At 67.6% G+C, this 18,101-nt stretch carries 22 protein-coding genes; all 22 read right to left on the bottom strand.

The annotated features are described in order from the left end of the window. Positions 1 to 8: 8 nt before the first annotated feature. The gene (locus tag J2X20_RS11310; protein WP_310264517.1) at positions 9 to 599 is read right to left on the bottom strand and encodes an outer membrane lipoprotein carrier protein LolA; all 591 of its coding nucleotides are present in this window, start codon (positions 597 to 599) and stop codon (positions 9 to 11) included. Beyond that, positions 596 to 1,012 (bottom strand): acyl-CoA thioesterase, encoded by a 417-nt coding sequence (locus J2X20_RS11315; protein ID WP_310264519.1) that lies wholly within the window; start codon positions 1,010 to 1,012, stop codon positions 596 to 598. Before J2X20_RS11315 ends, J2X20_RS11310 begins: the two co-directional genes overlap by 4 nt. Further along, positions 1,005 to 2,540: an HAL/PAL/TAL family ammonia-lyase gene (locus J2X20_RS11320; RefSeq protein ID WP_310264523.1), complete on the bottom strand. Its 1,536-nt coding sequence runs from the start codon at positions 2,538 to 2,540 to the stop codon at positions 1,005 to 1,007. The genes J2X20_RS11315 and J2X20_RS11320 overlap by 8 nt, the downstream gene beginning before the upstream one ends. Next, positions 2,537 to 3,436 (bottom strand): LpxL/LpxP family acyltransferase, encoded by a 900-nt coding sequence (locus J2X20_RS11325; RefSeq protein ID WP_310264525.1) that lies wholly within the window; start codon positions 3,434 to 3,436, stop codon positions 2,537 to 2,539. Before J2X20_RS11325 ends, J2X20_RS11320 begins: the two co-directional genes overlap by 4 nt. Further along, positions 3,433 to 4,164 (bottom strand): glycosyltransferase family 2 protein, encoded by a 732-nt coding sequence (locus tag J2X20_RS11330; protein WP_310264526.1) that lies wholly within the window; start codon positions 4,162 to 4,164, stop codon positions 3,433 to 3,435. The genes J2X20_RS11325 and J2X20_RS11330 overlap by 4 nt, the downstream gene beginning before the upstream one ends. Next, positions 4,161 to 5,828: an ApeI family dehydratase gene (locus tag J2X20_RS11335; RefSeq protein ID WP_310264528.1), complete on the bottom strand. Its 1,668-nt coding sequence runs from the start codon at positions 5,826 to 5,828 to the stop codon at positions 4,161 to 4,163. Before J2X20_RS11335 ends, J2X20_RS11330 begins: the two co-directional genes overlap by 4 nt. Next, positions 5,825 to 6,379 carry a COG4648 family protein gene (locus J2X20_RS11340; RefSeq protein ID WP_310264529.1) on the bottom strand — a complete coding sequence of 185 codons (555 nt, stop codon included), beginning with the start codon at positions 6,377 to 6,379 and terminating at the stop codon, positions 5,825 to 5,827. The genes J2X20_RS11335 and J2X20_RS11340 overlap by 4 nt, the downstream gene beginning before the upstream one ends. A 13-nt stretch (positions 6,380 to 6,392) precedes the next feature. Continuing rightward, entirely contained in the window at positions 6,393 to 6,683 is a 291-nt protein-coding gene (locus tag J2X20_RS11345; RefSeq protein WP_310264530.1) for an acyl carrier protein, read from the bottom strand. A gap of 21 nt (positions 6,684 to 6,704) precedes the next feature. Then, a complete protein-coding gene (locus J2X20_RS11350; RefSeq protein ID WP_310264531.1) occupies positions 6,705 to 6,971 on the bottom strand; it encodes a phosphopantetheine-binding protein in 267 nt (88 codons plus the stop codon). Next, positions 6,916 to 7,773: a lysophospholipid acyltransferase family protein gene (locus J2X20_RS11355; RefSeq protein ID WP_310264533.1), complete on the bottom strand. Its 858-nt coding sequence runs from the start codon at positions 7,771 to 7,773 to the stop codon at positions 6,916 to 6,918. Before J2X20_RS11355 ends, J2X20_RS11350 begins: the two co-directional genes overlap by 56 nt. Further along, positions 7,766 to 8,479: a beta-ketoacyl synthase chain length factor gene (locus J2X20_RS11360; protein WP_310264536.1), complete on the bottom strand. Its 714-nt coding sequence runs from the start codon at positions 8,477 to 8,479 to the stop codon at positions 7,766 to 7,768. The genes J2X20_RS11355 and J2X20_RS11360 overlap by 8 nt, the downstream gene beginning before the upstream one ends. Before the next feature lie 105 nt (positions 8,480 to 8,584). Then, a complete protein-coding gene (locus tag J2X20_RS11365; RefSeq protein WP_310264539.1) occupies positions 8,585 to 9,703 on the bottom strand; it encodes a SpoIIE family protein phosphatase in 1,119 nt (372 codons plus the stop codon). A 21-nt stretch (positions 9,704 to 9,724) separates the two neighbouring features. Then, entirely contained in the window at positions 9,725 to 10,138 is a 414-nt protein-coding gene (locus J2X20_RS11370; protein ID WP_310264541.1) for a F0F1 ATP synthase subunit epsilon, read from the bottom strand. A gap of 70 nt (positions 10,139 to 10,208) precedes the next feature. Beyond that, positions 10,209 to 11,621, bottom strand: a complete 1,413-nt coding sequence (gene atpD, locus J2X20_RS11375; protein WP_310264543.1) for a F0F1 ATP synthase subunit beta — start codon at positions 11,619 to 11,621, stop codon at positions 10,209 to 10,211. Positions 11,622 to 11,664: 43 nt separating this feature from the next. Continuing rightward, positions 11,665 to 12,537: a F0F1 ATP synthase subunit gamma gene (atpG, locus tag J2X20_RS11380; RefSeq protein ID WP_310264546.1), complete on the bottom strand. Its 873-nt coding sequence runs from the start codon at positions 12,535 to 12,537 to the stop codon at positions 11,665 to 11,667. Positions 12,538 to 12,598: 61 nt separating this feature from the next. Beyond that, entirely contained in the window at positions 12,599 to 14,152 is a 1,554-nt protein-coding gene (atpA, locus tag J2X20_RS11385; RefSeq protein ID WP_310264549.1) for a F0F1 ATP synthase subunit alpha, read from the bottom strand. A gap of 108 nt (positions 14,153 to 14,260) precedes the next feature. Continuing rightward, positions 14,261 to 14,794 (bottom strand): F0F1 ATP synthase subunit delta, encoded by a 534-nt coding sequence (locus J2X20_RS11390; protein WP_310264551.1) that lies wholly within the window; start codon positions 14,792 to 14,794, stop codon positions 14,261 to 14,263. After that, on the bottom strand, positions 14,795 to 15,265 hold the full coding sequence (locus J2X20_RS11395; protein WP_310264553.1) for a F0F1 ATP synthase subunit B: 471 nt from the start codon (positions 15,263 to 15,265) through the stop codon (positions 14,795 to 14,797). A gap of 72 nt (positions 15,266 to 15,337) precedes the next feature. Then, positions 15,338 to 15,604 carry a F0F1 ATP synthase subunit C gene (atpE, locus tag J2X20_RS11400; RefSeq protein ID WP_056873235.1) on the bottom strand — a complete coding sequence of 89 codons (267 nt, stop codon included), beginning with the start codon at positions 15,602 to 15,604 and terminating at the stop codon, positions 15,338 to 15,340. Positions 15,605 to 15,668: 64 nt separating this feature from the next. After that, positions 15,669 to 16,523 (bottom strand): F0F1 ATP synthase subunit A, encoded by an 855-nt coding sequence (gene atpB / locus J2X20_RS11405; RefSeq protein WP_310264555.1) that lies wholly within the window; start codon positions 16,521 to 16,523, stop codon positions 15,669 to 15,671. Between the two features lie 16 nt (positions 16,524 to 16,539). Then, positions 16,540 to 17,037, bottom strand: coding sequence for an ATP synthase subunit I (locus tag J2X20_RS11410; protein ID WP_310264557.1), 498 nt, complete (start codon positions 17,035 to 17,037; stop codon positions 16,540 to 16,542). A gap of 160 nt (positions 17,038 to 17,197) precedes the next feature. Continuing rightward, entirely contained in the window at positions 17,198 to 18,091 is an 894-nt protein-coding gene (locus J2X20_RS11415) for an SMP-30/gluconolactonase/LRE family protein (RefSeq protein ID WP_310264559.1), read from the bottom strand. Positions 18,092 to 18,101 lie beyond the last annotated feature (10 nt).

An 18,101-nucleotide genomic window follows, 5' to 3' on the forward strand; every position in this document is an offset into this window, starting at 1 on the left:
CTCCAGGTTCACTGGAACAGGCCCGGCTCGGCGGCGCCGTCGCTGCGCTGATTGGTCAGCTGGATCAGGCTCTCGTCGCCATTGGCCTCGAAGAGCTGGATGCGGCGCACAAAGCCGTCGCCCTCGAGCTCGACCTTTTTCAGCACCTGCTGCAGCGCGCCGGGCTTGGGCACGAGCGCGAGTTGCCAACCGGCGCCCTTCACGCTGCCGCCCAGTTCGAAGAGCTCGGTCAGGCCGCTGACGTCACCATTGAGCAGGGCGAACATCAGCGTGTTGATGACGCGCACGGCGGGCTCCCGGGAGGCGTCCAGCTTCATCGCCGTCTGGCCGCCTTGCGTCGCGCGGATCTCGTTCTGTGTCAGGCGCAGCTCGCTGGCGAAAGGCTTCAACGTGCGCCACAGCACACCGCGGCCGCGCGCGGCGACGAAGTTGCCGGTGGACACCAGGGGCTTGGCAAAGCCGGGCACCTTCTTGGCCTGGGTGAAGTCGCCGCGCAGCCATTCGGGCTGCTGCAGGCGTTCGCGCACAGCCTGGGCAAGATTGGGCTCCGCCAGTGCCGTCAGCGGCAACAGGCCCAGCAGCAGCGCGCGGCGCTTCATGCCGGACCCACGCCCAGTTTCTGCCACAGCACCGGCGGGCAGACGTATTCCATCTCGCGGGTGGCGATGTTGAGCGCCACCTGGATGGTGTGGGCCTTGTGGATGACCTTGGACGTCACCGCGTCGCGGATGACGTAGTCGACCTTGATGCGGTTCTCCCACTCGACGATCTCGGCGCGCACGATGACGCGCCGGCCATAGGGCAGCATGTCCACGTATTTGAGGCGCATGTCGACGATGGGCCAGGCATAGCCCGACTCGCGCATCTGCGGGTAGTCGTAGTCGAAGCGGGCCATCAGCGCATTGCGGGCCAGCTCCAGGTACTTCACATAGTGCCCGTGCCAGACGATGTCCATCGGGTCCAGGTCATGGAAGGCCGGACTGATCTCGATCTCGTGCCAGAGCTCAGGCATACAAGTCCCAGCTCTGCTGGCGGATGGCATCGATCAGCGCGACCAGTTCCTTGTCCAGGGCGCGGTCCTCGTTGATCAGCGGCAGGCGCTCGGCGAGGTCGCCTTGCATGCCGCTCAACGCGGGCGTCAGGGCCAGCGGCGCCTGGCGCTCGCGCAGCTCGACACCCTGGCGGGCGGCGATCAGCAGGCCGGCGACGACCTGCTCGGTCAGGTCCAGCACACGCAGGCAGTCACGCGCGGCGATGGTGCCCATGCTGACCTTGTCCTGGTTGTGGCATTCGGTGCTGCGGCTGAACACCGAGGCCGGCATGGTCTGCTTCAAGGCCTCGGCCGTCCACGCGGAGACGCTGATCTGCAGCGCCTTCAGGCCATGGTTGATGGGGGCACGCTCGCCGCTGGCACCGCTCAGATTGGCCGGCAGGCCGTGGTTGTAGCGGGCGTCCACCAGCAGGGCCAGCTGGCGGTCCAGCAGGTCGGCAACGTTGGCGACGGCCGTCTTCAGCGTGTCCATGGCCATGGCGATATGGCCGCCGTAGAAATGGCCACCATGAAGCACGCGCTCGCCCACGGGATCGATCAGCGGGTTGTCGTTGGCGCTGTTGAGTTCGTTCTCGATCAGCTGGCGCAGCCAGGGCAGCGAGTCCTCCAGCACGCCGATGACGTGAGGGGCGCAGCGCAGCGAGTAGCGGTCCTGCAGGCGCTGCTCGTTGCGCGAGGGCTTGTCGCTGGCGAGGTCGGCGCGCAGGCGCTCGGCCACGCGCTGCTGGCCGGCATGGGGCTTGGCGGCGAACAGGGTCTCGTCGAAGTGATGGGCGTTGCCGGCGCTGGCAACGACATTCATGGCCGTGATACGCGTGGCCAGCTTGGCCAGGTAGTCGGCGCGGGCAAAGGCCAGGCAGGCCAGGCCGGTCATGACGGCCGTGCCGTTCATGATGGCCAGGCCTTCCTTGGGGCGCAGGCGCAGCGGCGTAGCGCCGACGGCGCGCAGGGCGTCGGCCGCGGGCAGGGTCTCGCCCTTGACCTTGACCTCGCGCTCGCCACACAGCACGGCGGCCAGATAGGACAGCGGCGTCAGGTCACCGCTGGCGCCGACCGAGCCTTCGCTGGGGATGAGCGGCAGGATGTCATGCTGGAGCAGGGTCTCGATCTGGCGCAGCAGGTCCAGGCTGACACCCGACAGGCCCTGGCACAGCGAGGCCAGGCGGGCACCCAGCACGGCGCGGGTCTGCTCAGCCGTCAGCACGGCGCCAGCGCCGATGCCGTGATAGGTGTAGAGATGATGCGGCAGCTCGGGCACCAGGGCCGGCGGCACGGCCACGGTGCAGGAGTCGCCATAGCCGGTGGTGACGCCGTAGACGACGCCGTCCTCGGCCAGCAGGCGGGCGACGAAGTCAGCGCCGGCCTGGATGCGGGCCTGGAACTCGGGCGTGCGGCCGAGTTCGGCGCTGGCGCTGCGGCCGGCCAGGGCGACGATGTCCTCGATGGCGAGGCGCTGGCCGTCAAAGGTGATGGGCGATGTGTTGTTCATGCCGTGGGGCGATCCCAGAAAGCGTAGAAATTGAACCAGTCATAGGGTGAACGGCGCAGTCGCGCGGCAAGCGCATCGGCAAAGCGGCGGGCATGCTCGGTCAGCGCGGCCTCGCGCGCGCGGCGCGGCAGGTGGACCTTGTCGGCCAGCAGCTCGAACTCGAGCGCATAGCCCGCGCCCTCGTGCAGGCTGAGCATCAGGTAGAGCGGGCAGCCGAGCAGGCCGGCGATCAGATAGGGACCGACCGGGAAATCGGCCTCGCCGCCAAGGAAGGGGATGCGCACCGTCTTGCTGCCACGCACCGGCACGCGGTCCCCCGCGATGGCCAGGAACTCGCCCGCGGCGACGCGATCGGCCAGCTTCAGCGTCAGGCCCATGTCGAGCTCGCTGACCTCGATGAGCTCGACGCCGCGACGGGGGTTCAGGCGCGCCAGGATGCGGTTGAAGCTCTCGGCATGCTTGGTGTGCACCAGCACATTGACCTTGAGATCGGGATGGGTCTCGGCCAGGGCCTGGCAGAGCTCCAGGCAGCCGGTGTGGGCCGTGACCAGCACGGCGCCCTGCCCCGTCTTCGCTTGCGCATGGATGGCGTCGGTGCCGCGCGACTGCACGCGCTCCAGCGGGTAGCGGCCAGCGATGGCGAGCAGCTTGTCCAGCATGGTCTCGGCGAACAGGCGCACATGGGCCAGGCCCTCCCGCCAGCCAGCCGCGGGCTGCATGCGGCGCAGATAGCCCAGGCTGTGGGCGCGCAGGCCGGGGTTGGCCAGCCAGTAGACCGCCACGATGGGCCACAGCAGCAGGCGGAACACCGTGCGGCCCAGCAGCCGATGCACGAAGAAGAGCAGCCAGATGCCGGCGACGAAGGTGTGTTCGCCCATCTGGGCCCAGTGCTTCATGCCGCGAGCTTCCGCCACAGCAGCATCGGTGCACGCCACAGCATGCCGAAGAAGAGGCGCGTGTGCATGGCCGAGATCAGCACGTTGTCCCGCCAGACGCGGAAATGCGAGACGCCGTCCTCGGGGTAGCGCACGCGGGTCGGCACATTGCTGACGCCCATGCCGGACCAGAACAGGCGCACGGCGATCTCGGTGTCGAAATCCATGCGGCGGCCGATGTACTGGCGGGCTATGACCGGCAGGGTGCCGGCCAGCGGATAGATGCGAAAGCCGCACATGGAGTCGCGGATGGCCAGCGACAGGGTGTTGATCCAGACCCAGATATGGGTGGCATAGCGGCCGTACAGCCGCGCCTTGGGCACGCTGTCGTCGTAGATCGGATAGCCGCAGATCATGTGCAGCGGCTGGGCGGCGGCGGCGGCGGCAAAGGCCGGCACATCGCGGGTGTCGTGCTGGCCATCGGCGTCGATCTGCAGTGCATGCGTCCAACCCATCTGCGCGGCGCGCTTGAGGCCCGTCAGAACGGCAACGCCCTTGCCCTGGTTGACGGGCAGGCGCTCCAGGCTCACGCCCGGCTCGAGCGCAAGCCTGTCGAGCACGTCCGCGCAGCCGGGTTCGCTGGCATCGTCCACCAGCAGCACCGGCAGGCCATGGGCGCGCAGGGCCGCAACCACACCGCCCACCGGGCCGCCGTGGTTGTAGACCGGGATGACCGCACCGAGCTTCATGGCGTCGCGAACAGCAGGCGGCCGCTGGCGTGCTGGCCCTGGGCCGAGTGGTAACGGAAGCCCAGCTTGCCGGGCGCCCAGGTCAGGCTCAGCGTGACGAGGCGGTCGGGCGTGATGACGCGCTGGAATTTCAGCGCCTCCATGCCGGCGAACTCGCCCGTGATGCCGAAGCGCTCGCGGCCGAACATCTCGGCCCATTCGAGCTGCACGACACCGGCGAGGATGGGGTGCTCGGGGAAATGGCCTTCGAACTGCGGCAGGGCCGGGTCGATGAACAGCGTCAAATCCTGGCCGCCCTCGGTGGGCTGGATGGCGCGCAGGGCCGGCCGGCGCGGGTCGAACTCTTGGCCAAGCCGGGCCTGGGTGGACTTGCCTTGCGTGTTGAACGGCAGCTCGGGCAGGAAGCGGAAACGCCGCGGCAAGGCCACACGTTCGACGACGTCAGCGAGACAAGCCCGCAGCGCCTCGGCCAGGGCCCGCTTGCCCTGGGCATCGTGCAATTGCCAGCCGGCCTCGCTCGGCACGGCGACGACGCCCAACTGCTCGCGCGGCTCGGTCAGCGGCACCAGGCGCAGGTCGGCGAGCAGCGGCGAGGCGCGCAGCGCGGCCTCCACGGCCGTCAGCGAGACCCGTTTCTCGGCAATCTTGACGATGCGGTCGGCCCGGCCGCGCAGCTCGAAGCCGCCCTCGACGGCGGCAGCACGGTCGGCGCTGACCATCCAGCCGGTTTCGTCCAGGTGCGGCGAGCGCAAGCACAGGCCCTCGTCCTCGATACGCCATTCGACACCGGGCAGGGCCTGCCAATGCACGGGAGCGCCCGGATTGCGTTGGCGCCAGGCCACGCCGCCGGTCTCGCTGCTGCCATAGACCTCGATGGGGGCGCGGCCGAAGACGCGCAGGCAGTCCGGCAGGGCCGCATCCGGCAGCGGCGCACCGGAGCTGAAGACCTGGTCGAGGGCGACGTTCTCCACCAGCGGCAAACGGCTCAAGTGAGCGGGGCTGGCAATCAGCACCGCGCGCGCGCCGGGCGGCGTCAGCTCGACGAGGTCCTCCAGCACCACCAGGCTTTGCGCCTGCAAGGCGCGCCCCGTGGCCAGCGGCCACAGCACGCGGAACAGCAGGCCGTAGACATGCTGGTGGGACACGCTGGCCAGCACCGCGGCGCCGGGTGCGGTGGCCCCGAACGCCTGCTCCAGGGCCGTGATCTCGTCGAAGAGCTGGCGCAGGCGCTTGGGCAGGGCCTGGGGCTGGCCGGTCGAGCCCGAGGTGAAGACGACGAGCTGCTGGGCTTCGACATCCAACAGGCGATCCGCGACGGCTGGCGCGCTGGCGGGCTCGACGGGGGCCAGTTCGGGCGGAGGCGGCGCATCGCCGGCAAAGCCGTCGACGCGCGAGGCCAGGGCTTGGCGGCTGGCGGGCGTCAGGTCGCCGGGCAACCAGGCCTGCTTGCCGGCCTGCCAGACGCCGAACAGCGCGGCGGCAAAGCTCAGGCTGTCCTGGAAGTAAAGGGCGAAGCGCTGGCCGGGATGAGCCGCGAAGGCGGCCTGCCAGCGGCCGGCCTGCTTGATGAACTCGGCGCCGGCCACGGGCTCGCGGCGGCGCCAACCGATGACGTCGGGCGGTGGCAGCGTCAGCAGGGAGGCCAGGCGTTCGGCGGGTGTCATGCCTGCAACCTCGCATGGCGGGCCCGCAGGTGGCGCCGCAGCAGCCACTCGCCGCCCATCAGCGTGCCGATAAGGACATAGGAGATCAGCCCGTTGTACAGGGCCCAGGCTTCTTCCGAGGCCCACAGCGCCGTGACCAGGGCGATGCCGCCGTTGAGCACGAAGAAGCCGCACCAGGCCTGGGTGACGCGGCGGGTGTAGGCCACGCCGCGGGCGTCGAGGTCGGGCTCCTGCAGGCGGGCGATGCGCTCCGCCGCGCTGGGCCCGCGCACCAGGCTGAGGCCGAAGACGATGAGCAGCACGGCATTGACCAGCACGGGATAGAGCTTGAGCGGCACGCTGGTGTTGAGCAGGGCCGTGCTGGCGGCCAGCAGCAGGGCGGCGAGCGCCACCCAGCGGGCTTGCACGACCTGGGCGCCGCCGGCCAGCCAGCGCAGACCGCCCAGCACCAGCAGCAGCAGGGCCAGGTAGCGGGGCTCGACATGCCCCAGGCTGAAATAGACGATCAGCGGATACGCGGCCGTCAGGGCCAGCACCAGGGCCCAGCGCATCGCGTTCCCCGGTTCAGGCGGTGGCCGCCGTCGGCTTGTCGCCGACTTCAGCCTCGGCATCGGCCTTCAGCAGGCCCTGCAGCGCGTCAATGACATCCTGCACGGTGCGCACGGCCTTGAAGGCCTCGGGCTGCAGGCGCTTGCCCACCAGGGGCTTGAGCTTCACGATGAGGTCGACGGCATCGATGCTGTCGATGTCGAGGTCGTCGTAGAGCTTGGATTGGAAAGAGACGCGCTCGGCCTCGATGTCGAAGGTGTCGACGAGGATGCTGCGCAGGCGGTCAAAGATTTCTTGGTCGGTCATGGCTGGGCGCTCCTGCGGCGTTCAGGCGGCAATCTTTCGATGGCTGTCGACGAACTGCGCCAGCGCACGGATGCTGGCGAAATGCCGGCGGGTTTCGGCCGAATCGGCGGCCATGCTCAGGCCGTAGCGCTTCTGCAGCGCGAGACCCAGTTCCAGCGCGTCGATGGAATCCAGGCCCAGGCCTTCGACGAACAGCGCCTGTTCGGCATCGATGTCCTCGGGCTTGAGGTCCTCAAGTTGGAGTGCCGAGATCAGCAGTTCCTTGATTTCTTGTTCCAGCGCTTGCATGACTCCCCTTCGTGACTGCTTTCGGTGGCCTCGTGGGCTCAGAGAAAAACTGGATCAGGCTTTCCGTCAGCCGCCGTGCCGCCCGCCCATGCTCACCGCCAGCCGCTTCCAGCACCGGGGCGGAAGGCAGGTCGTCGCCGACCTGGAGGGTGAAACGCAATGGGCGTTTGGCGACGGTCCACCAGGGCTGCCCCTTGTACAGACCGAGCGGCTCGCATTGGATTCGCACCGGCGTGATGTCAAGTCCGCCGCGCAGGGCAATCTGCGCCGCGCCGCGTTGCATCTTCAGGGCCTGCCCGGGCCGCGACCGCGTGCCTTCGGGAAAGATGATCAGGTTGCTGCCCGCTGCCAGCGTATCGATACATGCCAGCAACAAATCAGAGTCGGGATTGTTGCAGATGTAGCCCGTCGCACGCACCGCACCCCGTGTACAGGGGTGGGTCGCAAGCGTGGACTTGACCACGCAACTGGCGTTGGGAACCAGGCCGATCAGGAAGGCCACGTCGATCAGCGTGGGGTGGTTGGCCAGGATGAGCAGGCCGCGGCGTTGCAGTTTTTCAACACCATGGACTTCGTAACGGATCAGGCCCAGCAGCCGCATGAAGCCGATGAAGAGGCGGAACACGGCCTGCACCACGGTGCGGGCGGCCTGTTGGCGGCGGGCGGCGTCGCGCCAGATCAGGGTCTGCAGGGGGAAAACGATCAGCCAGAGCAGCATGCCGCCGATGCCGAAACACACAAAGGACAAGCCGGTGGCGAAGATCCGCCACAGCCGGCCCGGCCACTGCAGCAGCTCACGCATGGCGGCTCCACAACCAGCCGTGCTGGCGCCACTGCGGTGCGTCGCCGGCCAGGAAGCGCAGCGCCGCCAGGTCGGGCGGCAGGCCGGTCTCGTCATCGTCGGCGCCAGCTGCCGCGGCCTGCAGGCTCAGGCCGCGCTCGGCGGGCTCCAGCAGCACGGCCCAGGCACGCAGAGGGCCGGGATGGGACTCGAAGCCCTGGTAGGGCTCGGGCAACTGAGACTCCACCGAGACGACCAGCACCTGCGGTTCGCCCTGGACCAGCAGGCCGACGGCCTCGCAGACGCCGGCAGCCGCACTGGCCGGGCCGGCGGAGATGGCCGAATAGTTGGCGGTGTCGCCGCGGGCAATGGAATAGACGGCGCTGCTGGCGTTGTGCACGGACAGGCTGAAGGCGGTGGGCGACAGCGGTTCGCCCTGGCTCAGCTGGCGCAGCAGGCCGACCGAGCGGGCGATTTCGCCCCAACGCGAGGCGAACACCACCGGACCCGTCGGCTCGGCGCCCTGGACCCACCAGGCCACCTGCAGGGCGGCGCGGCCGAGGGGATCGATGCGGCGGCGCGTCATCGCGGGCACCTCGGCCAGCGGTGCGACGGCCTCCACCGCCGGCAAAGGCCAGCGGGGCGCGGCCAGCCAGGCGCTCCACGCTTCCTGCGTCTCCAGGCCGGGCGCCCAGGCGGCCCAGCGGCGAACTCGGAAGTGGGTCATGGAAATCGGCTTGGCGCGGCGCAGTCAGGGGAAGGGGCGGATTATCCGCAGCCCACCGGCCGCCCAGTGGAGTGAATAGTCCAGAACGAACCGGACAGCTTGGCGTCAGCTCGGGAAATCGGCCTGCAGCAGCAGGAAGTCGTCGTCCAGGCGGGCGCATTCCGCCATGCGCCGCAATTGCACGAAGGCCTGCTCCGCGGCATTGCCCGAGGTCGGCGGCAGGCAGGCCAGCAGGGCTTCCAGGTCATCCAGCTCGAGCTCGCGGCCGCTGCGGTCCAGGAAGGCGAAGCAGCCGCGGTTGAAGATGTGCAGCCGGCTGCCCGGCGGGACGACCACGCTGTCAGCGGCGAACTCGGTACCGGGCAGCAGGCCGACCGGCGGGTTGAGGGCGTCCAGACGCAGCATCTCACCGTCGGGAATGCGCAGCAGGGCCGGATGCTGGCCGGCGCAGGCATGGACCAGCCGGCGCGTGGCAGGGTCGTAGACGGCGGCCCAGGCGGTGAAGAACAGGCCGTCGTGCGCGCCCTCGCGCCAGCGCTGGTGCAGCTGGTTGAAGAGCTCGGCCGGGCCAGCGATGTCGCACACCTCCTGCAGTTCGCGCAGCACCCGGGCGGCATGGCGGGCGACATGCTCGCGCGGACCGCAAACGTCGATGAGGATCAGCGCCTGCCGGTCCTCGGGCAGCGGCAGCACGGCGAAGCCGGCGCCGCGCGGCGGCTCGGCCCGGCGGTAGCACCACTCCGTGCGCACGGCTCCCTTGGCGAGCGGCGCCGGCAGCCAGGCGTTGACGGTCTGCTCGTGCTCAGCGTCTTCGTAGGCGGCACGCACCAGGCCGTCGGGCGACAGGAAGTCGTGGCGGAACAGGTGCTGGCCCACGGCCAGCGTGCCGCCGGGCGCGAGATAGGCGCTGCCGCTGATGCGGTGGCCGTTGATGAAGCTGCCGTTGGTGGACTTGAAGTCCGTGATCTTCAGTGCCGGGCGGCCGGCCTGGATCTGCACGCGGCAGTGCAGGGCCGACACGAGGAGCTCGGGCAGCACGAGATCGGCAGCGGTGCGGCGGCCGATCACCAGGGGCTTGTCGCCCAGCTCGATGCGGCGGCCGGGCTCCAGGCCCTCGAGCACGACCAGGCTGTGCCGCCACTCGCTGAGGGTGACGGACGCAGAAGTACCGAACGCGGCCGGAGCCGCGTTCGTTGGGGAGATGCCGAGCGGGTGCTCGTCCATCGCTGGTCGCGACGTGGCGCCTTATTTCTTCAGGAACTTGCGCAGCGCGGCGATCTGGGCCGCCTGGATCGCCAGCTCGCTCTGGATGGCGGCCTGGTCGATCTTGTCCTTGGCGTTGCGCAGCGACTCTTCGGCGGCCTTCTTGGCCTCCAGGGCCTTGGCCTCGTCGAGGTCCTTGCCGCGGATGGCGGTGTCGGCCAGCACGGTCACGCGGTTGGGCTGCACTTCGAGGATGCCGCCGGCAACGAAGACGAACTCTTCGCCACCACCGGCCAGCTCGATGCGCACGGCGCCCGGCTTGATGCGGGTGATCAGCGGCGTGTGCTTGGGCAGGATGCCGAGCTCGCCGGATTCGCCCGGCAGGGCGACGAACTTGGCCTCGCCGGAGAAGATCTGCTCTTCGGCGGAGACCACGTCGACGTGGAGGGTTGCCATGAGATTGATCCTTGTTTAACGGAAAGAAGGTTCTGCGAAAGACGGGGCACCCAGGGCGCCCCGATCAACATCACTGAATCTTCTTGGCCTTTTCAAAGGCCTCGTCAATCGTGCCGACCATGTAGAAGGCCTGCTCGGGCAGCGAGTCGCACTCGCCGTTGACGATCATCTTGAAGCCGCGGATGGTTTCCTTCAGTGGCACGTACTTGCCCGGGGTGCCCGTGAACACTTCGGCGACGTGGAAGGGCTGCGACAGGAAGCGCTGGATCTTGCGGGCGCGAGCCACGGCCAGCTTGTCTTCCGGCGACAGTTCGTCCATGCCCAGGATGGCGATGATGTCGCGCAGTTCCTTGTAGCGCTGCAGCACGGCCTGGACGGCGCGGGTCGTCGTGTAGTGCTCTTCGCCGACGACGTTGGGGTCGATCTGGCGGCTGGTGGAGTCCAGCGGGTCCACGGCGGGGTAGATACCCAGGGCGGCGATGTCACGCGACAGCACGACGGTGGCGTCCAAGTGGGCGAAGGTCGTGGCGGGCGACGGGTCGGTCAGGTCGTCCGCAGGGACGTAGACGGCCTGGATGGACGTGATCGAGCCGACCTTGGTCGACGTGATGCGTTCCTGCAGGCGACCCATTTCCTCGGCCAGCGTCGGCTGGTAGCCCACGGCGGAAGGCATGCGGCCCAGCAGAGCGGACACTTCGGTACCGGCCAGCGTGTAGCGGTAGATGTTGTCCACGAAGAACAGCACGTCACGGCCTTCGTCACGGAAGGACTCGGCGATGGTCAGGCCGGTCAGGGCCACGCGCAGACGGTTGCCCGGGGGCTCGTTCATCTGGCCGTAGACCATGGCGACCTTGGAGTCCTCGAGCTTCTCCTGCACGACGACGCCGGAGTCCGACATCTCGTGATAGAAGTCGTTGCCCTCACGGGTGCGCTCACCCACGCCGGCGAACACGGACAGACCGCTGTGCGCCTTGGCGATGTTGTTGATGAGCTCCATCATGTTGACGGTCTTGCCGACGCCGGCGCCGCCGAACAGACCCACCTTGCCGCCCTTGGCGAACGGGCAGATCAGGTCGATCACCTTGATGCCGGTTTCCAGCAGGTCCTGCGACGGGCTCAGCTCGTCGTAGGCCGGGGCCGTGCGGTGGATGGAGGCGGTCAGCTCGGAGGACACCGGGCCGCGCTCGTCGATGGGGTTGCCCAGCACGTCCATGATGCGGCCGAGGGTGGCCTTGCCGACCGGCACCTTGATGGTGTCGCCGGTGTTGTAGACCTGGGTGCCGCGGCGCAGGCCGTCGGATGAACCCAGGGCAATGGTGCGGACCACGCCGTCGCCCAGCTGCTGCTGGACTTCCAGCGTCAGCGCCGAGCCTTCCATCTTCAGGGCGTCGTACACCTTGGGCATCTGGTCGCGCGGGAATTCCACGTCCACGACGGCGCCGATGCACTGAACGATCTTGCCGAGGGCTTGAGTGTTAGCCATTTGTGCGTTCCTTCAATTCAATTCTTTGCGTGCTGAAACCTGATCAACCCACAGCAGCGGCGCCGCTGACGATCTCGGAGAGTTCCTTCGTGATCGCTGCCTGGCGGGTCTTGTTGTAGACCAGCTTGAGTTCTTTGATGAGGTTGCCGGCGTTGTCGGTCGCGGACTTCATGGCCACCATGCGGGCGGACTGCTCGCTGGCCATGTTCTCGGCGACGGCCTGGAAGACCAGGGCCTCCGAGTAGCGCGTGAGCAGCTCGTCGATGACGGTGGCGGCGTCCGGCTCGTAGAGGTAATCCCACGAGTGGCCGGACTTGTCGGTCGCCATGTCGTCGGCCTTCAGCGGCAGCAGCTGCTGGACCACCACCTCCTGCTTCATCGTGTTGATGAACTGCGTGTAGCAGAGGTAGACGGCCGACAGCTTGCCTTCGGCATAGGCGTCGAGCAGCACCTTGACGGGGCCGATCAGCGTCTCGATGTGGGGCTGGTCGCCGAGCTGGGTGGCATGAGCCACGACCTTGGCGCCGATGCGGTTCATGAAGCCGAAGCCCTTGCCGCCGATGGCGACGACGTCGGTCTTCTGGCCCGCGGACTCCAGCTCCTTGAGCTTGGTCGTCGCAGCGCGCAGCAGATTGGTATTCAGACCACCGCACAGGCCCTTGTCCGTCGTGACCACGACCATGCCGGCTGCCGTCGCCTTCTCGTTCTTGACGAGGAAGGGGTGACGGTACTCGGGGTTGGCCTGGGCCAGGGCAGCCGCGATGTTGCCGATCTTCTCGGCGTAGGGGCGGGCCGAGCGCATCCGTTCCTGCGCCTTGCGCATCTTGGACGCGGCGACCATCTCCATCGCCTTGGTGATCTTCTTGGTGTTCTCGACCGACTTGATCTTGCCGCGGATTTCTTTGCTTGAAGCCATTCGAACTCCTAGTCAGTGCGGGGTTGGGTTTTGAGGCCTGGCCCCGCGGTTCCGTGGCTTCTTAAGCGAAGGACTTCTTGAAGGCCGTGATGGCGGCGTTCAGTTCGGCCTCGGCATCCTTGTCCATCGCCTTGTCGTTCTCGAGCTTGGCGAGGAGAGCGGCGTGGCTGGTCTTCAGGTACTGGTGCAGGCCGTGTTCGAAGGCCAGGACCTTCTTGACGTCGATGCTGTCCATGAAGCCCTTGTTGGCGGCGTACAGCGAAGCGCCCATCAGCGAGATGGACAGCGGCGAGTACTGGGCCTGCTTCAGCAGTTCCGTCACGCGGGCACCGCGGTCCAGCTGCTTGCGGGTGGCTTCGTCCAGGTCGGAAGCGAACTGCGCGAAGGCGGCCAGCTCACGGTACTGGGCCAGGTCGGTACGGATACCGCCGGACAGCGACTTGATCAGCTTGGTCTGGGCCGCACCACCGACGCGCGACACCGAGATACCGGCGTTGATGGCGGGGCGGATACCGGCGTTGAACAGGTTGGTTTCCAGGAAGATCTGCCCGTCGGTGATCGAGATCACATTGGTCGGCACGAAGGCGGAAACGTCACCGGCTTGCGTCTCGATGATCGGCAGGGCCGTCAGCGAACCCGTCTTGCCCTTGACCTCACCCTTGGTGAAGGCTTCGACGTAGTCGGCGTTCACGCGGGCGGCACGCTCCAGCAGGCGGCTGTGGAGATAGAACACGTCGCCGGGGAAGGCTTCGCGGCCCGGCGGGCGGCGCAGCAGCAGCGAGACCTGGCGGTAGGCGACGGCCTGCTTGGACAGGTCGTCATAGACGATCAGGGCGTCCTGGCCGCGGTCGCGGAAGTACTCGCCCATCGTGCAGCCGGAGTAGGCCGACACGTATTGCATGGCGGCAGACTCGGAAGCCGAGGCGGCGACGACGATGGTGTACTCCATCGCGCCGGCCTGCTCGAGAGCGCGCACGACGTTCTTGATCGACGACGCCTTCTGGCCGATGGCGACGTAGACGCAGGTCATGTTCTGACCCTTCTGGTTGATGATCGCGTCAATCGCCACGGCGGTCTTGCCGGTCTGACGGTCACCAATGATCAGCTCGCGCTGGCCGCGGCCGACGGGCACCATGGAGTCGATGGACTTCAGGCCGGTCTGCACCGGTTGGTCCACGGACTTACGGGCGATCACGCCCGGGGCGACCTTCTCGATGACGTCGGTCATCTTGGCGTTGATCGGGCCCTTGCCGTCGATAGGCTCGCCCAGCGCGTTGACGACGCGGCCGATCAGCTCGGGGCCGACCGGCACTTCCAGGATGCGGCCCGTGCACTTGACGGTGTCGCCTTCCGAGATGTGCTCGTAGGCACCCAGAATCACGGCGCCGACGGAGTCGCGCTCGAGGTTCAGGGCCAGGCCGAAGGTCTGGCTGCCGTCGGCGGCGACCGGAAATTCGAGCATTTCGCCCTGCATCACGTCGGACAGGCCGTGGACGCGGACGATGCCGTCGGAAACGGACACGACGGTGCCCTGGTTGCGGATGTCCGTGCTGCCACCAAGACCCTCGATGCGGCTCTTGATCAGTTCGGAAATTTCAGCGGGATTCAGTTGCATGCTTGGTCTCCCAGTTGGCCGTTCCGTCGCCGGATCAAGGGCGGGGTCAGACGCGGGGGTGAATCGGTGGAATGTCTTGCGGGGCGTTCGCTGCGGATCAAGCAGTGGTCATGCCGTCAGAGCGACCTTCATGCGCTCCAGGCGGGCCTTGACGGAGGTGTCCAGCACCTCGTCGCCGACGACGACGCGAACGCCGCCGATCAGGCCAGGCTCCAGCTGCACATGGGTTTCGAGCTTGCGGCCGAAGCGCTTCTCCAGCGTGGCCTTGAGTTCGGCGAGCTGGGCGTCGCTGATCTCGTAGGCGCTGAAGACCTGCGCGTCGGACACGCCGGAAGCGGCGTTGGCCAGCACGTGGTACTGGGCGACGATCTCGGGCAGCGCGGCCAGGCGGCCGTTCTCGACGACGGCCTGCAGGAAGTTCTGCACGCCGCCGGCCAGGCTCTGCTTGGCGGCGGCGGTCATGACCGCGACGACCTGCTCGGACTGGGCCTTGGGGTGATCGGCGAACTGGCGCAGATCGGCGTCCTGCGCCACCTGGGCCAGCGCGTCGAGTTGACGGCCCCAGGCGGCGAGGTCTTGCGACTTGGCAACCTGGAACAGGGCTTCGGCGTAGGGCCGGGCGATGGTGGCGAGTTCAGCCATTTACAGCTCCGTCTTCAGGCGAGCCAGCAGGTCGGCGTGGACGCCGGCGTTGACTTCCTTCTGCAGGATCTGCTCGGCGCCCTTGACGGCCAGCGCGGCGACCTGCTCGCGCAGGGCTTCACGGGCGCGGGAGACCTGCTGCTCGGCGTCGGCCTTGGCGGCGGCCAGGATCTTGGCGCCTTCCTCTTCGGCCTTGCCCTTGGCGGCGTCGACGATGGCGGCGGCGCGCTTCTCGGCATCCGAGATCAGCTTGCCGGATTCAGCCTTGGTCGCGGCCAGTTCCTTGGCGATCTGCGCCTCGGCGCCAGCCAGCTCGGCCTTGGCCTTGTCAGCGGCGGAAAGACCGTCCTTGATCTTGGCAGCACGCTCGTCGAGTGCCTTGATGATCGGCGGCCACACATACTTCATCGTGAACCCGACCAGGATCAGGAACACGATCATCTGAACGATGAGCGATGCGTTAATAAACACCTTGGTGCCTCACAAAGTTTCGAGTGCTTGAAGCCGCCCCCAGGAGTCCGAGGGCGGGGCGGCAACGTCGAATTACTTGGCGGCGATCTGCGCCAGCTGACCCAGGAAGGGGTTGGCGGTGGCGAACCACAGGGCGATACCGGTGCCGATGATGAAGGCGGCGTCGATCAGGCCGGCCAGCAGGAACATCTTGGTTTGCAGTTCGTTCATCAGCTCGGGCTGACGAGCGGCGGACTCAAGGTACTTGCTGCCCATGATGCCGATGCCGATACAAGCACCGAAGGCGCCCAGACCAATGATCAGACCAGCGGCGAGAGCAACAAAGCTAATGACTTCCACGATGACTCCTTAGAGGGATAGAGAGGGAAAGGGTTGAAAAAACTACGGGGATGGGTGCGCCGCTTCAGTGCGCGTCGTGGGCCTGACCGATGTAGACCAGCGTCAGCATCATGAAGACGAAGGCCTGCAGCGTGATGATCAGGATGTGGAAGATGGCCCACACCGAACCCGCGATGATGTGCCCGATCGCCAGGCCGATGCCGGTCGCCGACAGGCTCCAGGCACCGCCCATCAGGGCGATCAGCATGAAGATCAGCTCGCCGGCATACATATTGCCGAACAGTCGCATGCCGTGAGAGACAGTCTTGGCGATGAACTCGATGAGCTGCATCGCGAGGTTGACCGGGTAGAGATAGACCTTGTCGCCGAACGGTGCCGCGACGAGCTCGTGCGCCCAGCCGCCAGCGCCCTTCATCTTGACGTTGTAGATCAGGCAGGTGATCAGCACGCCGACGGACAGGCCCATGGTCATGGACAGGTCGGCGGTCGGCACGGAGCGCACCTTGGCGTGATGGTCGCCGGTGATGTTCTGCCAGATCCACGGCAGCAGGTCGACGGGCAGCAGGTCCATCGCGTTCATCAGGAAGATCCAGACGAAGACGGTCAGGGCCAGCGGGGCGACGAGCTTGCGGCTGTTGGCGTTGTGGACGATGCCCTTGGCCTGATCGGCGACGATCTCGACGAGGATCTCGACAGCAGCTTGAAAACGGCCCGGGACGCCCGATGTGGCAGCCTTCGCGGCGCGCCACAGGAAGAAGCAGCCCACCAGCCCCAGCAGCACGCTGAAGAAGATGGAGTCCATGTTGACGACGGAGAAATCGACGATGCCCTTCTGGGTGCCGTTCTGCGCGTGCTGCAAATGGTGAATGATGTATTCACCGGCGCTCGGGGCGGCTGTTTCGTGGCCTTCTGCTGCCATGTTTCGTTCTGCCTCGTCAGTTCAGTCTGCGGCCGCGCCACGCGAGCACCAGCCAGTTCACTTTGATGCACACCGCGAGGGTGACCAGCAGGGCTGGCCAACTCAGGCCCGGCACCACCTTTGGCGCCAGCACCAGCATCGCGATCGATGCACCGATTTTCAAAAATTCCCAACCCATGAACCCGGCAGCCGCTCCGACCGCTGAATCCACGCGCTTTGTCATGCCCCGCGCCAGCAACATGTTCGGCAGCACCACCGCCGCAACGCCGTAGAGCGCCGAGGCCATGGCCACGCCGGATGCCGTCCACAGCCGGATCACGGCCACGCACAGCAAGCCTGCCACCAGCTGCATCCCCAGCACACGCCAGGGGGACAGCATCGGCAACGCGGACTTCAGCGCAGCTGCCTCCTCGGGGCTCAAGGCCTTGACGGGCGGCTCCTCTTGGTCGTCGTCCCAGCCGCCGGCCGTCGAAACAGCGGGGGGCCAGGTCTTTCGGGGGCCGTTCTCGGTCATGGCGCCTGGTCCTGGGGTGGGCGGCTCAACCCCCAAAACTACCGGGAGCTGATTGCACCTGGATGACGCACAGGCGCCACCCAACAAAGCCACTCATTATATGTGACGAGTTACACCGGGGTAAATACGCCCCCTCGCCGGCCCAGGATTCAGGCCCCGTTCAGGCGCCTGTCAGCGTCGCAGGCAAGCCCGGCACATCGACGCGCAACTGCAGCACGGCGCCAGCCAGCGGCTCGCGTTCAAGCTCGTCGGCGGGGCGCTTCTCGCACGCCGTCGTGATGAAGAGTGTGCGCAGGTCGGCACCGCCGAAAGTGGGCATGGTCGGGCAGGTGGCGGGCAGGTCGACGCGCTGCACGACCTCGCCGGTCGGAGCGATGCGCAGCACGCAGCCACCCTCGAACATGGCCGCCCAGTAGCAACCCTCGGCATCCATGGCCGCGCCGTCCGGGCGGCCACCATAGGCTTCGCCAGCGGCGCGCGGCTTGAACTCGGCAAAGACGCGCGGGTTGGACAGCGCGCCCGTCGCAGCGTCGAAGTCGGCGACGTAGATGCAGTGGGCTTTGGTGTCGGACCAGTGCATGCGGCGGCCATCGGGGCTCCAGGCCAGACCGTTGGACGTCGTCAGACCGGGCACCTGGGCGGCGAAGCCGCTGCCGTCGAAGCGATAGAGGGTCGCCTCGGGCTCGCGGGCATCCGAGATGCTGCCAATCCACAAGCGACCGGCCGGGTCGACCTTGCCGTCGTTGAAGCGCACCCGCGCCGGGTCATAGGGCGGCGGACTGACGAGGGCCTGGGCGCCTGTCGTCGTGTCCAGCGTCCACAGGCCGTCTCGGCGCGCGACCAGCAGGCCGCCACTGGCACGGGCCGCGATGCAGCCCGGCTCGCCGTCCTGGGGCCAGACATCGGGCACATCGGCGCCCGCACGCCAGCGCAGCACCTGGCGACCGGGGATGTCGACGGCGTAGAGCTGCTTTTCGGTGGGATGCCAGAGCGGCGATTCGCCGAGCAGGCAGCGGTGCGAGCCCAGCGGCAGGATGTCTTGTTCGAGTGCCATGCCGGCACTC

The sequence above is a fragment of the Roseateles saccharophilus genome, assembly GCF_031458095.1.
GTDB classification, from domain to species: Bacteria; Pseudomonadota; Gammaproteobacteria; order Burkholderiales; family Burkholderiaceae_C; genus Pelomonas; species Pelomonas saccharophila_A.

Excerpts from the sequence above, each read along its gene's own strand:
- J2X20_RS11410 (WP_310264557.1), bottom strand. The coding sequence starts at position 17,037 with ATGACCGAGAACGGCCCCCGAAAGACCTGGCCCCCCGCTGTTTCGACG.
- J2X20_RS11370 (WP_310264541.1), bottom strand. The coding sequence starts at position 10,138 with ATGGCAACCCTCCACGTCGACGTGGTCTCCGCCGAAGAGCAGATCTTC.
- J2X20_RS11325 (WP_310264525.1), bottom strand. The coding sequence starts at position 3,436 with ATGAAGCACTGGGCCCAGATGGGCGAACACACCTTCGTCGCCGGCATC.
- J2X20_RS11310 (WP_310264517.1), bottom strand. The coding sequence starts at position 599 with ATGAAGCGCCGCGCGCTGCTGCTGGGCCTGTTGCCGCTGACGGCACTG.
- J2X20_RS11330 (WP_310264526.1), bottom strand. The coding sequence starts at position 4,164 with ATGAAGCTCGGTGCGGTCATCCCGGTCTACAACCACGGCGGCCCGGTG.
- J2X20_RS11340 (WP_310264529.1), bottom strand. The coding sequence starts at position 6,379 with ATGCGCTGGGCCCTGGTGCTGGCCCTGACGGCCGCGTATCCGCTGATC.
- J2X20_RS11415 (WP_310264559.1), bottom strand. The coding sequence starts at position 18,091 with ATGGCACTCGAACAAGACATCCTGCCGCTGGGCTCGCACCGCTGCCTG.
- atpB (WP_310264555.1), bottom strand. The coding sequence starts at position 16,523 with ATGGCAGCAGAAGGCCACGAAACAGCCGCCCCGAGCGCCGGTGAATAC.
- J2X20_RS11315 (WP_310264519.1), bottom strand. The coding sequence starts at position 1,012 with ATGCCTGAGCTCTGGCACGAGATCGAGATCAGTCCGGCCTTCCATGAC.
- J2X20_RS11335 (WP_310264528.1), bottom strand. The coding sequence starts at position 5,828 with ATGACACCCGCCGAACGCCTGGCCTCCCTGCTGACGCTGCCACCGCCC.
- J2X20_RS11360 (WP_310264536.1), bottom strand. The coding sequence starts at position 8,479 with ATGACCCACTTCCGAGTTCGCCGCTGGGCCGCCTGGGCGCCCGGCCTG.
- J2X20_RS11365 (WP_310264539.1), bottom strand. The coding sequence starts at position 9,703 with ATGGACGAGCACCCGCTCGGCATCTCCCCAACGAACGCGGCTCCGGCC.
- atpG (WP_310264546.1), bottom strand. The coding sequence starts at position 12,537 with ATGGCTTCAAGCAAAGAAATCCGCGGCAAGATCAAGTCGGTCGAGAAC.
- atpA (WP_310264549.1), bottom strand. The coding sequence starts at position 14,152 with ATGCAACTGAATCCCGCTGAAATTTCCGAACTGATCAAGAGCCGCATC.
- J2X20_RS11355 (WP_310264533.1), bottom strand. The coding sequence starts at position 7,773 with ATGCGTGAGCTGCTGCAGTGGCCGGGCCGGCTGTGGCGGATCTTCGCC.
- atpD (WP_310264543.1), bottom strand. The coding sequence starts at position 11,621 with ATGGCTAACACTCAAGCCCTCGGCAAGATCGTTCAGTGCATCGGCGCC.
- J2X20_RS11390 (WP_310264551.1), bottom strand. The coding sequence starts at position 14,794 with ATGGCTGAACTCGCCACCATCGCCCGGCCCTACGCCGAAGCCCTGTTC.
- J2X20_RS11345 (WP_310264530.1), bottom strand. The coding sequence starts at position 6,683 with ATGACCGACCAAGAAATCTTTGACCGCCTGCGCAGCATCCTCGTCGAC.
- J2X20_RS11320 (WP_310264523.1), bottom strand. The coding sequence starts at position 2,540 with ATGAACAACACATCGCCCATCACCTTTGACGGCCAGCGCCTCGCCATC.
- J2X20_RS11350 (WP_310264531.1), bottom strand. The coding sequence starts at position 6,971 with ATGCAAGCGCTGGAACAAGAAATCAAGGAACTGCTGATCTCGGCACTC.